The sequence below is a fragment of the Paenibacillus methanolicus genome, from assembly GCF_008124765.1.
In the GTDB taxonomy this organism is placed as follows: Bacteria; Bacillota; Bacilli; order Paenibacillales; family Paenibacillaceae; genus Paenibacillus_Z; species Paenibacillus_Z methanolicus.
Genome location: NZ_VNHS01000008.1, coordinates 85155 through 98180 on the forward strand (window position 1 = coordinate 85155; position 13026 = coordinate 98180).

Here is a 13026-nt window from a genome sequence, read left to right on the forward strand (position 1 = left end):
CCCTATTTCGGATAATTTTACCTCTGGCTAATCTATCAGAATTATCCGACAATATTAGACGATCCTGGTTAAAGCTAGGAACGGGATGCGAAGGAGGTGCGAAGCCGCGCGTTTGTCGCCTGCAAGACGGACATAAGCGAAAGCCATCAAATTGTTACCGATGACGAAGGAGGTAGTTTGATGAAAACGTCTTCACCGCATCCGATCACCGCACGCAAGATCGTATCGCTCGTCTTAGTTGTCGCCCTTCTTATCATGTGTATTCCCGCCCTGGCCTCCGCCGCCGACCGCGGCGCCTGGGCCCCCAACGTGTCTTATTCCGTGAACGATACCGTCACCTACGGCGGCAAAACGTACACCTGCAGACAGTCCCATACTTCTCTGACCGGCTGGGAGCCGCCTAACGTGCCCGCGCTCTGGCTCGCGTCGACCGGCGGCGGCACGACCGATACGCAAGCGCCGGCCGCGCCGGCCAACTTGCGCGTCACGACAACCTCCGCATCCAGCGTCGCCCTCGCCTGGAACGCCGCTACGGATAACGTCGGCGTGACCGGCTACGACGTCTATCGCGGCGCTTCGCTCGTCGGCAGCACGTCCGGCTCCACCCTTTCGTACACGAACACCGGCCTTTCGGCGGGCACTTCTTATACGTATACCGTTAAAGCGAAAGACGCCGCAGGCAACGTCTCCGCCGCCAGCGGCTCCGTCAGCGTCACGACGCCGGGAACCGGCGGCAGCGACACGCAAGCGCCGAGCGCGCCGGCTAACTTGGGCGTGACCGGCACCACTTCCTCTAGCGTCTCGCTCTCCTGGGGCGCTTCGAGCGACAACGTCGGCGTGGCTAGTTACCAAGTATTGAACGGCTCGTCAGTCGTCCAGACGGTGACGGGCACGAACGCAACGGTAACCGGCCTTAGCGCATCCACGACGTATACCTTCACCGTGAAGGCGAAGGATGCGGCGGGCAACACGTCCGCGGCCAGCAATGCCATCAGCGCGACGACGCCGGGCACGGGAACGGGCGGTTCCATTCCGAAGCATACGCTGACCGGATATTGGCAGAACTTCGTCAACGGCGCCACGAATCTGAAGCTTAGCGCCGTGCCGAGCCAATACGACATCATCGTCGTCTCGTTCGCGGAGATGGACACGAGCAAGCCGGGCGGCGTCACGTTCAACGTCGACTCCTCGCTCGCAAGCGCGCTAGGCGGGTACACGAACGCCAATCTGATCGCCGACATCGCCGCCAAGAAAGCACAAGGCAAGAAGGTCATCCTCGCGATCGGCGGCGAGAAAGGAAACGTGAACTTGAACGCGGCATCGCCGAACATCAGCAACTTCGTCAACAGCATGTACGGGCTCATCACGCAGTTCGGCTTCGATGGCATCGACATCGATCTCGAGAACGGCATGAACGCGGCCAACGTCGCGACGGCCGTCCGCCAACTTCAGCAGAAGGTCGGATCCGGCTTCATTCTGACGATGGCGCCGCAGACGATCGACATGCAGAACGAGAACACCGCTTACATGCAGCTGTACAAGAGCTTGAAGGACATCACGACGGTCATCAACGTGCAGTACTACAACTCCGGCTGCATGCTTGGCCGCGACGGCAAATGCTACTCGCAAGGAACGGTCGACTTCCTGACCGCTCTGACCGATCTGACGCTGCAATGGGTGGCGCCTAGCCAGCTCGGCCTCGGCTTGCCTGCGACGACATCAGCCGCAGGCGGCGGCTACGTCAGTCCTTCCGTCGTCAACCACGCGCTTGGCTGTTTGGCCAGCGGTACGAATTGCGGAAGCTACAAGCCGGTTGCCAAGTATCCGGATCTGCGCGGCGCGATGACGTGGTCGATCAACTGGGATGCTTCCAGCGGCTATGCATACGCCAATACGGTGAAGCCGTATTTGACGAACTTGCCTTAATTCCATGCCTCATGCGCGAGAAGCCCGGGACCACTTAGTCCCGGGCTTCTCGTTGTCGGTTGCGAGTTATTCGCGATTCTGCTGTCAAGGAGCCGCGAACATGGCCACCATTTCGTTCACGACCCGCTCATGCGCGACCGGCGAATATTCCAGCCAAGGCTCGGATGGGATGAGGTGAACCCGATTATGTCGGACCGCCGTCAGGTCGTTCCAGCCCGGCTCGGCTTGCATCGCCTGCCAGCAGCGAAGCGTCTCTTCCTCCTGACGCACCATGAGCAGAATATGATCGGCGTTCGCCTGCTGGATCGCGTGCAGCGGCATCGCCTCGTTCGGATTGCTGCCCTTCGCGAGCGGGTACGCGGGCGTTAGTCCCAGATCGCCATAGAGTACGTCGACAATATTAGGTCTGGCGTACAGCGAGAATTGTCCGCGCGAGAAGCGCAATACCAGGAACGAATGTCCGGCGACAACAGGCTCGATCCGCTTGCGCGACGCCTCCGCATGGCGTTCATAGTCGGCCAGCCATTGCTTGGCCGCCGGCTCCTCGCCCAGCAACGCGGCGGCGTCGCGCAGTCGCTCCCGCCACGGGCCGCTCAAATAGTGAACCGGCGCGATGGACGCGAGCTGCGCCTTCTCTTCGTCCGCCGTCTGCGCTTCGCAGAGGATAAGATCCGGCGGCGCTCCCCGGAGCAGCGCGACGTTCGCTTCCCAGTCCGCCCCATAGCGGTAGGCGCTTAGATGAAGCGGAATTTCGTTGCCGTAACGCTGCATGTAATAGCCGCCCCACTTCGGATGCAGCGGCGCCGCGTATGGCGTGATGCCGAGCGCAAGCAGAATGCCCGTCGCCGAATTGCTGTATGAAGCGATTTTCCGTCTCCGATTAGCTAGATATAAGGACGGAGATACGCCGAAATAGCGTTTGAATTTGCGGCTGAAGTAAAACTCGTCCTGGTACCCGACCTCGTGCGCGATATCCCGCAGCAGCATGGGCGAGGCGGTCATCAGCCGCTTCGCTTTGCTCATGCGCAAGGCCGCGATGTAATCGGCCGTGGTCTGGCCGTACCGTTTCTTGAAGGCGTCCATGAAGTATTTCGCGCTTAATCCGGCGATAGTCGCCAGCTGATCGGCGGAGACGTTCTCCTCGAAATGCTCGTCGATATAAGCTTTCGCCGCCGTAAGCGGATCTTGGCCGTAATCGGGGCGACTTGCGCCCTGCTCTTGCTTGAGAAGCAGATACAGCATGGTTTGAAAATCGGCCGCGCAGCGAAACCGCTCCAACTCCTCTTCCGACGTCCAATGCTCATAGAGTCTGTCGGATAGCCTAGCGATCTCTTCGCTCAACGACAACTCCGGCTGCCATGCGCGCTCGTCGAAGCTCGCAGGGGCCGCGCGCGTAAGTTGAACGCCGGTTTCGACGGGCTCATAGAGCTCGAAGCGGATGAGCGTCACCTCCACGGCGGCAAATACGCGCTCGATGCCGAAGGTTCGACCCGCGGGACAGACGTATACGCGTCCGCCCCGAATCGTCAATTCCCGGCCGTCCAACCGCAAGATTCCTTCTCCGTGTTTGCATAGCAATATCGCCATGGAGTCTGTCAGCTGCTGCGGCAGCTGGCCGCCCGACTCCCTCGCGATGCGTTCGACCGATGCCACTCGCACCACCGACTGCATGACGCATAGTTTCCAGTTCCGCTCGGGGCCGATTGTCGTTAACGTTCCCATCCTGCATGACCCGCCTTTTCCGTTCTATATGATAATGATTATCACTATTAATCACAGTATAGCAGACATCCCTGCCGGCTGGTAGACCCGTCCTTGGCAAGGCGTCCATTCGGAATGAGCGCAGCGTCCATGTACGCCGGCCGGCCGGATTTATATAATGCTTGGCATATCGCCATCGTTGCGGATCAACTTCCGCCGAACGAAAGGAGTACGACGAACCATGCATGAAGCCCCTTACGCGGCAGCAGCGGCTGACATGTCTTCCCCCGGCACCGCTCCGGCGACGCTGCCGGGTACGAACGCCTTCGAGGTGACGGCCCGCGCGAACGGTCGAACCTATACCATTCAAGTCGCCATTCCCTGCGGCGATACGCCAGAGCAAGGGTTTCCGGTCGTCTACGCGCTCGACGGCGGCGCGATCTTCCCGTACTTCGCCCAGTCGCAGCGCCTGCTCGCCGCAAGGTCGGGCGTCACCGGCGTCGTGCCAGCGATAATCGTTGGTATCGGTCATCCTGGCGAGGAAGCATACCCGCCTGCCCGGCATTACGACTTCACGCTCACCGCGGACCAAGCCGAGCTGCCTGCCAATCCGGCGGGCAAGGCTTGGCCGGAGCAAGGAGGCGCCGCGCTGTTCCAGCAGTTCCTGGAGCATGAATTGAAGCCGCTCATCGAAAGCCGGTATGCCATCGACCGAAGCCGGCAAGCGTTATTCGGCCATTCGCTCGGCGGTTTGTTCGCGCTTCACGCCCTCTTCACGCAACCGAGCGCTTTCCAGACCTATATCGCCGGTAGCCCGTCCATCCATTGGAACGAACGGCTGCTTCTTGAAGAAGAGCGTCTCTTCGCCGAACAGGCGTTGCTAAGCAGCGTCACCGCTCGACTCTACATCGCCGCGGGCGAATTGGAACGTTCCCATCATAGCGGGATGAACGCGAACGCGGCCGCGATGGCTGAACGTCTTGCACGGCTTGCATCGCGCGGACTCGAAGTCCGCTTCGACGAGATCGAAGACGAGGGCCACCTCTCCGTGCTGCTCCCGCTTACCGGCCGAGCGCTGCGATTCGCCGGCAAACCGTGAACGTACACGTCGAAGAGCCTTGGATGACTTCAGATCATCCAAGGCTCTTCTTTCATGCAAGCGACAGTCCGGATCGGATCATCGCCGCGCTTATTCTATTTGGACGAGCGGAACAACAGATAGACGAAATACGGTACCCCGATGATCGAGATGACGATGCCGACGGCCAGTTGGTTCGGCGCGAACACCGTTTTGCCGATCAAATCCGCGACGACGACCATCGTCATACCGATGAAACCGCATACCGGAATGATCCGGCTATGCTTCAAACCGACCAGCCGCTTGGCGATGTGAGGCGCGATCAGCCCGACGAAGCCGATGCTGCCGGATACGGCCACGCATGCGCTGACAAGCCCTACGCACGCGATCAACAGTCCCCTGCGTTCCCGCTCCACCGGCACGCCGACGCCGGCCGCGCTGTATTCCTCCAGTTGAAGCACGTCCAGCACGTAGGACTTCATCCAGATGAAAGGCACGAGCAGAATCAGCCAAGGCAGCATGGAAGCGACGTACGTCCAATTGGCGTTATATACGCTGCCGGCCAGCCAGACGGCCGCCATCTCGAAATCTTGCGGGTTCATCTTGAGCGAGACGTACAGCGTGACCGCCCCGAAGCCCGAACCGATCGCGATGCCGACGAGAATGAGCCGCTGAGGATCAAGCCGTTTGCCCTCGCGCGCCAGCATGAAGATAAGCGACGCGGCCAGCAAGCCGCCGGCCAAGCCGCAGAGCGGCATCAGCATGATCGACCACGTCCCGAGCCCCGTTACTTGGCCCTGGAACAAGAACATGAACAACACCGTCGCCGTGCCTGCGCCCGCATTGATTCCGAGCATACCGGTGTCGGCCAGCCCGTTGCGCGTAATGCCTTGGACGACCGCTCCGGCGATGCCGAGCGCGAAGCCGACGAGCGCGCCGATCACGATGCGCGGCAGGCGGAATTCGAATATGACCAGATCATGCTCCATGACGGGATCGATCCGAAGCAGCGTCTTCACGACATCCTTGACGGAAATATCGAACGTGCCTTCCGTGATGCTGATATACAACGCGACGGCAAGCAGCGCCCATATCACCGCCAATACCGTCCAGATACGCGAATGCGAACGGCTATGCATGTTTGCCGCCCCCCTTCGTCTTGATCAAGTAAAGGAAGAACGGTACGCCCAGCAGCGCGGTCACGACGCCGATCGGCGTCTCGAACGGGGCATTGACGAACCGGCTGGCGACGTCGCACCAGCCGAGGAACAAGCCGCCCGCGATGGCGGAAGCCGGAATGACGAACCGATAGTCGATGCCGACGAGATATCGGACGATATGCGGCACGAGCAGACCGACGAACGCGATTTTGCCTGCCAGCGCGACCGATACGCCGCACAACAGCGTCACGCTGATCAGCGACAACACCTTCACGAGCCGAGTCCGCTGGCCAAGATTCGCCGCGATGTCATCGCCGAGCGAAAGCACGGTAATGGATCTGGATAACGCGATCGCGAGTCCTAAGCCGATGACGGCGAACGGCACGGCGAGCTTGATCATCGCCGGGTCCATCTGATGCAGCCGCGCGTTGTACCAGAAGCTGATGGATTGGGACAGCTGGAAGTACGACGCGATCGCCTCCGCCACGCCGTTCAGGAACGTCCCGATGATCGTGCCAAGGATCGCCATTCGAACCGGAGACAATCCGTTCGGAAGCAGCCATGCCAAGCCGAAGACGAGTCCCGCTCCCAACGCCGAGCCGATCAACGAGTAAAGGATCATGTCGAAGCTCGAACTGTTCGGCAGCAGCGCCATGCACAGCGTAATGACGAAGATCGAGCCGTCCGATACGCCCATGATGGAAGGCGAAGCGAGATAGTTCCGCGTCATCCCTTGCATGATCGCGCCGGATACCGCCAGGAACGCCCCGATCATGAGCGCGCCGACGGCGCGGGGCAGCCGGGAAGTCACAATAATTTGATGGTCCATATTGTCGGGGTCGAAATGGAAGATCGCCGCCCGGATCGTCGCCGGGCTAATGTCTTTCGCTCCGTAGAGGACGGAGATGATCATCGTCGCCAGGATGGCGAGCGGGGCCAGCACGAAGATGGAAGTTCGCATGATGTAGTGGTATCGCATAGTTCACGCCCTGTTGGTCAAAGTAGACTAGTTTCCGAGTCTATCACGTTGATAGTGATAATGATTCTCAACAGACATTATAGTTGGCTCGGATTAGAACAACCATGGACGATAACCCTATACCGCATGGACATTCGTCGGTGTCCGGCGTTCTACAGACAGGCTTGCGTATGCCGAAGAAGCGTGCCGAGTCCAAGCACGCTTCCTTCCACGCTTAGGCCATTATCATTTGGATGGCGGGGCGCGCCAATTAGCCAAAGACAAAGGAGCGCGCGCGATCGGCTTAGCGGATCTATGACTTGATCGGAGCGGCTGTCTCGCGCGGCGTCAACACGTCCGTCCGCCGAAGCGGTCGAATACCAATGTTTTCATACGTATCCCGCTAGTCTGAATTGATCATCTCGCCTTGCTGCCGCTAACAGGCACTTCGAAGTGCCTATAGTACTTCAAAGTGCGTACTATTCATCGCCGGGCGTTCCATTCATAATAACATTCACCGGCCGGTGATAACAGAAGAAGCGGAGTGAGAGACATGGCGCTTGATGCCAAACGCGCCGCGTGGGCGCTGCTCGCTTTGGCGATTAGCGCCTTTGCGATCGGAACGACGGAATTCATAAGCGTGGGGCTGCTGCCCTTAATCTCGGAGGACTTGAACATATCGGTGGCCACTGCCGGCTTGACCGTGACTGTATACGCGCTTGGCGTGACATTCGGCGCTCCCGTGCTGACCTCCCTCGCATCGGGGGTCGGCCGCAAGACGCTGCTCATTTGGATAATGATCGTCTTCATCGCGGGCAATTCGCTTGCGGCGATGTCCGGCGGCATCGCGATGCTGCTGACCGCGCGGATTATATCCGCTTTATCGCATGGCATCTACATGTCCATCGGCTCAACGATCGCCGCCGCCTTGGTGCCCGAACACCGCCGGGCGAGCGCCATCGCCACGATGTTCTCGGGCTTGACCGTCGCGACGGTGACGGGCGTGCCGCTTGGCACCTTCGTCGGCCAGCAGCTCGGTTGGCGAGCCGCGTTCGCGGCGATCGCGGTGATCGGCGCGCTGGCGTTGATCGCGAATCTGCTGCTGGTGCCTACCGCGCTTCGCAAGGGCGGCAAAACGCCGGTCCGCGAACAACTGCGGCTCGTCACGAACGGACGACTGGCCATCGCTTTCCTCATTACCGCGTTCGGCTATGGCGGCACCTTCGTCGTCTTCACTTATTTATCGCCGCTGCTGCACGACATTACCGGCTTCAAGCCGTCCACGGTTGCGCTTATCCTGCTGCTTTATGGCATTGCGATCGCGATCGGCAATATTATCGGCGGCAAAGCCGCCAACCGTAAACCGCTAGCCGCCCTGCTCTATATGTTCATCGCGCAGGCATTCGTCTTGTTCGCGCTGACGTTCGCCGCTCCTTTCAAAATCGCCGCGCTCGTCACGCTGTTCGCCATGGGGCTGCTTGCCTTCATGAACGTGCCTGGTCTCCAAGTGTACGTCGTGAATCTGGCCGAGCAATACGCGCCCAAAGCAATCGATGTCGCATCGGCCGTCAATATCGCGGCGTTCAATGCCGGCATAGCGATCGGCGCTTACCTGGGCGGTATCGTCGCAGAACGCATGGGACTCGTTCATACCGCATGGGTGGGTGCCATCATGGTTGCGATCGCCGCCGCCTTGACAGCATGGAGCCGGATGCTGGCAAACAGGGAACAAGCTCGAGCGGAGTTTAAGCAAGCCGGATAAGCCAGCCATACCGTCTGAAGAACATCGAAATCCGCATCATATTCAACCAGGAGGATCATGCTTATGACACAATCGATACATCATCGCGCCACCCTTCATAACGGCGTTACCATGCCTTGGCTCGGCCTCGGCGTATTCAAGGTCGAGGAAGGCCAAGAGCTGGTTCACGCGATCCACTCCGCGGTGCGGCATGGATACCGCAGCATCGATACGGCCGCGATCTACGGCAATGAAGCAAGCGTCGGGCAGGGGATCCGGGAGGCACTAACCGAGAACGATCTATCCAGGGAACAACTGTTCATCACCTCGAAGGTATGGACCGCCGATATGGGCTACGAGGAGACGCTGGCCGCCTATGAAGCCAGCTTGGCGAAGCTCGGCCTCGACTATCTCGACCTCTATCTCATCCACTGGCCGGTTGCAGGCAAAATCAACGACACGTGGCGCGCCATGGAGAAGCTCTACCGGGATGAACGCGTGAAAGCGATCGGCGTCAGCAACTTCCAAGTGCATCACTTGGAAGCGCTGATGGCGAACGCCGATATCAAACCGGTCGTTAACCAAGTCGAGTTCCATCCCTTGCTGACGCAAGCAGAGCTTCGCGCGTTCGCGAAGTCGCACGGGATCCAGATCGAAGCTTGGTCACCGCTTATGCAAGGCATGCTGCTCGATCATCCCGTGCTTCGCGACATCGCGGATATGCACGGCAAATCAGTGGCGCAAATCATCCTGCGATGGGACATGCAGCACGGCGTCGTCACGATCCCCAAATCGACGAAGGCGGATCGTATCGCCGACAATGCCGCGGTATTCGATTTCGAACTGTCGGTCGAGGCGATGCGCCGCATCGACGCGCTGAACGAAAACCGCCGCGTCGGCCCGGATCCGGACCACTTCAATTTCTAATCGATCGGATATCCGAAAGAACAAGGGCTCGTCCTCCGCCGATAAATCGGCGAGAGAACGAGCCCTTGTTCGTGTTCGATCAAAGTACGCGGCACGACGAATAGCTGCCGCTTATTTGGCGACTACACGCGGAACTTGCCGATCGTCTCCTTCAACGAACTTGCCATATTGCGGAGCTGCTCGGAGAATCCGGCCACTTCCTGCATCGACGCAAGCTGCTCTTCCGAAGCCGCCGCTACGCGCGCGGAGTCCATGGACGAATTCGAAGCGATCCGCTCGACATTGTTCAAGGAGACGGCGACGTGCTCGCTGCCGGCCGACATTTGCTCGGAAGCGGCGGACACTTCGCCGACTTGCTCCGACACCTGGCGGATCGACTGGACGATCGCTTTGAACGTATCTCCGGCTTTGTTCGCGACGATCGTGCCCGTTTGCGCTTCCGCCATCGATTGCTCGAGCGAACCAACTGCTTCGCCCGTCCGTTCGCTTATGCCCTGAAGAATATCCGCGATCTGCTCGGATGATGTCTTCGAACGTTCCGCCAGCTTGCGGATTTCTTGAGCGACGACGGCGAAGCCTTTGCCATGCTCGCCTGCGCGCGCCGCTTCGATGGAAGCGTTGAGCGCCAGCAGATTCGTCTGGTTCGCCACCTCGCCGATCAAGGCGATCATCTCGCCGATTCGGTTGCTGAGCTGTCTGAGCTCGTGCATCGTATCCACGGATTTATGCAAGTTCTGCTCGATCGCTTGCATTTGAACGACGGTGGATTCCATGTCCGCCTGTCCGAGGTTCGCGCTTCCGGCCGTGTCCGCGGCCAGTTCTGAGACGATAGACGACGATTCCGCGATGCGGCCGATGCCGATGATCATCTCGTCCATGGCGCGCTGCGAATCGCGGAAATGCTGCAACTGCTCGTCGAGCCCGGCCGCGATGTTCTGAATCGCGTTCGTGATTTCTTCCGTCGCGTGCGCCGTCTGCTGAGCGCTCTCCTGCAGATTGACCGAAGCATCGGATACCTCGCCCGACGTGTGGCGGATACTGTGCGTCAATTCGCGCAAGCTTCTTACCATGTCGTTGAAGGCGTTCGTCGCTCGTCCGATTTCGTTGTTCGATCCGTTCGGGATCTCGACGGTGAGGTCGCCTTGCGCCGCAATATGGGAAACTTCCGCAAGACGCTTGAGCGGACGCACCGCCAGACGCACCAGCACGATCGAAATGACGATTGCCGCGATCGTGAAGATCAGTCCGACGATAATGTTCGTCCAAAGGATGCGGTTGATGGATGCTTTCACCTTGCCATAGTCGAAGTCGACGCCGAACAACGCGACCGGCTTGCCGCTTTGGTCTTTAATCGGGGCCAAATACGAAATAAACGTGCCGAATGAATCGGTATAGTCTTCGGTGAGGACAAAGCCATTCTTCATCGCCTGATCGAAACCGGCTTCGAAAATGGCGGACAATTCATATTCCTGGCCAAGAAGACTTTCCGTTTCGGATGTAGCGTGGGCATATTGGGAATTATACAGGTACGTCTTGCCGTCCCGCTCAATCTTGTCCGGCGTCAGCAAGTACGCGCCTGCTACGATATCGTTCCCTACCATCGCATTCAGATCGACCAACAGTTCGTCGAATGCATGACCGGTTAGCGGCTGATTCTGCGCGATCGCATTCGTTGTTTCGGCAACCAGATCGCCTTTCGCCTGCATGAGCGCCGTGAATACGGTGCCATATTGCTCGAATTGCTGGAAGTACGCCGCCTTCTGATCTCGTATGGAGAGCGTTATCATCGAGCCGATTACGGCGATGAACAGAATGGATAACACAAACGAGCTCGTAAACGCCAAGCTCTTGGATTTCAAAAACTTGAACACAAGATGCCTCCTCTAGTTGTGGCCTACCTGTTATATCGGATTTTCCCCCTTCAAAATACAGTCCTCGCCAACAATTTCTTTTCACCCCAATATTCTGGCATTCATCATTGGGGCTCCATGTAAAAAGAAGCCGTCGCCGGCTTCTTCGTCTGTCCTGTTATGCTTGCGCGGCATTCGGGTCCTGCGCCGCATTCATATCCATATAGAACACTTCCCACAAGTGGTCGTCCACATCCTGGAAGCTCCATTGGTACATGAAGCCATGATCGGCCTTGTTGCTTGAAGGCTTGCCGCCCGCGGCAAGCGCCCGGTTCACGACCGTGTCCACTTCTTCCCGGCTCTCGACCGACAGGGCGAAGATCGCTTCGGCCGTCGCCGCGGCATTCGCGATATCCTTCGTCACGAACGTGCGGAAGTAATCCTCGACCAGCAGCATGGCGTATATATTCTCGCCGATCACCATGCAAGCCGCATTGTCATCCGTGAAGTTCATATCGAACTCGAACCCGATTTCGCCGAAAAACGCCATCGATCGCTTCAAATCCTTCACCGGCAAGTTAACGAACATTTGTTGGGCGCGAAAAGCCATAATTGGACCACCTCATCATCGGAATCTGCCCGGATCGCGGGCTGCAAAACCAAGTTTATCACACCCCGGCGGTCTTCCGTTTCTTCTCGATTGCGATCCTGTTCGGGGATACTCGGCATAACGAAAGAGGCTTGCATCGCGCAAGCCTCTTCTCGCAAAAGGTTCATAGCGTCTCGCCTTGCCCGCTAGTTCAACGGGGGCTCGTCCGACGTCTACTCTTCGAACTCCACGTTATGATAGACCTGCTGCACGTCTTCGAGGTCCTCGAGCGTATCGATCATTTTCTCGAACTGCGCCACGCTATCCTCCGGAAGCGTCACGTAGTTCTGCGCGAGCATCGTCAGCTCCGCTACCGTAAATTCCGTCACGCCCGCGCTCTTGAATGCTTCCTGTACGGCGTGGAATTGATCCGGTTCGGCGTATACCATGACCGTCTCTTCCTCTTCGACGACGTCGCGCACGTCCACGTCCGCTTCGATCAACAGCTCGATCGCTTCGTCGACCGTTTTGCCCGTCACGCCGAAGACGGCCGTCGCGTCGAACATGTACGCCACGGAGCCGTTCACGCCCATGTTGCCGCCATTCTTGCTGAACGCGGCGCGCACGGCCGATGCGGTACGGTTGACGTTGTTCGTGAGCGCGTCGACGATGACCATCGAACCGTTCGGACCGAAGCCTTCATAGCGCAGCTCCTCGTAAATCTCGTCCGAGCTGCCTTTGGCTTTCTCGATCGCGCGATCAATGATGGCTTTCGGCACGTTATACGTCTTCGCCCGCTCGAGCACGACGCGCAAAGCGCGGTTCGATTCCGGGTCTGGTTCGCCCTTCTTCGCGGCTACGTAGATTTCAAGGCCGAATTTAGCATAAATGCGGCTTGTATTCGCGTCTTTGGACGCTTTCTTTTCCTTGATGTTGTTCCACTTGCGACCCATGATGTTCCCACTTTCTTCAATGATTTATTCCCATTATAACCGATTTTCGCGCGAAATGGACTCCCCCGCAAGCCGGATTTCCGACCGGATCGTTCAAACGTTCAAATTTTGATCACTTACCCGGCATGTTAAGATTCTCTTCC

Annotated in this window: 10 protein-coding genes; 4 read left to right on the plus strand and 6 right to left on the minus strand. The window is 58.6% G+C overall.

The window, feature by feature from the left end; genetic code table 11:
• Positions 1–180: 180 nt before the first annotated feature.
• A complete protein-coding gene (locus BCM02_RS20710; RefSeq protein ID WP_148931044.1) occupies positions 181–1926 on the plus strand; it encodes a fibronectin type III domain-containing protein in 1746 nt (581 codons plus the stop codon).
• Between the two features lie 84 nt (positions 1927–2010).
• Here BCM02_RS20710 and BCM02_RS20715 read toward each other — a convergent pair whose 3' ends face one another.
• The gene (locus tag BCM02_RS20715) at positions 2011–3648 is read right to left on the minus strand and encodes an AraC family transcriptional regulator (RefSeq protein WP_148931045.1); all 1638 of its coding nucleotides are present in this window, start codon (positions 3646–3648) and stop codon (positions 2011–2013) included.
• A gap of 220 nt (positions 3649–3868) precedes the next feature.
• Between BCM02_RS20715 and BCM02_RS20720 the strand changes: the two genes are divergently transcribed.
• A complete protein-coding gene (locus tag BCM02_RS20720; protein WP_246183486.1) occupies positions 3869–4726 on the plus strand; it encodes an alpha/beta hydrolase in 858 nt (285 codons plus the stop codon).
• Between the two features lie 95 nt (positions 4727–4821).
• Here BCM02_RS20720 and BCM02_RS20725 read toward each other — a convergent pair whose 3' ends face one another.
• Both BCM02_RS20725 and BCM02_RS20730 read right to left on the minus strand, forming a co-directional pair.
• Entirely contained in the window at positions 4822–5844 is a 1023-nt protein-coding gene (locus BCM02_RS20725; protein WP_148931046.1) for a FecCD family ABC transporter permease, read from the minus strand.
• A complete protein-coding gene (locus BCM02_RS20730) occupies positions 5837–6826 on the minus strand; it encodes a FecCD family ABC transporter permease (RefSeq protein WP_148931047.1) in 990 nt (329 codons plus the stop codon). Before BCM02_RS20730 ends, BCM02_RS20725 begins: the two co-directional genes overlap by 8 nt.
• 550 nt (positions 6827–7376) lie before the next feature.
• Here BCM02_RS20730 and BCM02_RS20735 point away from each other — a divergent pair.
• Entirely contained in the window at positions 7377–8585 is a 1209-nt protein-coding gene (locus BCM02_RS20735; RefSeq protein ID WP_148931048.1) for an MFS transporter, read from the plus strand.
• A 63-nt stretch (positions 8586–8648) separates the two neighbouring features.
• Complete coding sequence (locus tag BCM02_RS20740) at positions 8649–9491, plus strand: aldo/keto reductase (protein ID WP_148931049.1); 843 nt, start codon at positions 8649–8651, stop codon at positions 9489–9491.
• Positions 9492–9613: 122 nt separating this feature from the next.
• On the opposite strand, the gene BCM02_RS20745 is transcribed toward BCM02_RS20740, so the two are convergent.
• The 3 genes from BCM02_RS20745 to BCM02_RS20755 form a co-directional block, all read right to left on the minus strand.
• Positions 9614–11362, minus strand: coding sequence for a methyl-accepting chemotaxis protein (locus BCM02_RS20745; RefSeq protein ID WP_148931050.1), 1749 nt, complete (start codon positions 11360–11362; stop codon positions 9614–9616).
• Positions 11363–11519: 157 nt separating this feature from the next.
• Complete coding sequence (locus tag BCM02_RS20750) at positions 11520–11951, minus strand: VOC family protein (RefSeq protein ID WP_148931051.1); 432 nt, start codon at positions 11949–11951, stop codon at positions 11520–11522.
• Positions 11952–12163: 212 nt separating this feature from the next.
• The gene (locus BCM02_RS20755) at positions 12164–12883 is read right to left on the minus strand and encodes a YebC/PmpR family DNA-binding transcriptional regulator (RefSeq protein WP_148931052.1); all 720 of its coding nucleotides are present in this window, start codon (positions 12881–12883) and stop codon (positions 12164–12166) included.
• Between the last annotated feature and the right edge of the window lie 143 nt (positions 12884–13026).

What these genes read in the sequence shown, in the direction of transcription:
- BCM02_RS20710 (WP_148931044.1), top strand. Translation starts at nt 181, where the DNA reads ATGAAAACGTCTTCACCGCATCCGATCACCGCACGCAAGATCGTATCG.
- BCM02_RS20715 (WP_148931045.1), bottom strand. Translation starts at nt 3,648, where the DNA reads ATGGGAACGTTAACGACAATCGGCCCCGAGCGGAACTGGAAACTATGC.
- BCM02_RS20720 (WP_246183486.1), top strand. Translation starts at nt 3,869, where the DNA reads ATGCATGAAGCCCCTTACGCGGCAGCAGCGGCTGACATGTCTTCCCCC.
- BCM02_RS20725 (WP_148931046.1), bottom strand. Translation starts at nt 5,844, where the DNA reads ATGCATAGCCGTTCGCATTCGCGTATCTGGACGGTATTGGCGGTGATA.
- BCM02_RS20730 (WP_148931047.1), bottom strand. Translation starts at nt 6,826, where the DNA reads ATGCGAACTTCCATCTTCGTGCTGGCCCCGCTCGCCATCCTGGCGACG.
- BCM02_RS20735 (WP_148931048.1), top strand. Translation starts at nt 7,377, where the DNA reads ATGGCGCTTGATGCCAAACGCGCCGCGTGGGCGCTGCTCGCTTTGGCG.
- BCM02_RS20740 (WP_148931049.1), top strand. Translation starts at nt 8,649, where the DNA reads ATGACACAATCGATACATCATCGCGCCACCCTTCATAACGGCGTTACC.
- BCM02_RS20750 (WP_148931051.1), bottom strand. Translation starts at nt 11,951, where the DNA reads ATGGCTTTTCGCGCCCAACAAATGTTCGTTAACTTGCCGGTGAAGGAT.
- BCM02_RS20755 (WP_148931052.1), bottom strand. Translation starts at nt 12,883, where the DNA reads ATGGGTCGCAAGTGGAACAACATCAAGGAAAAGAAAGCGTCCAAAGAC.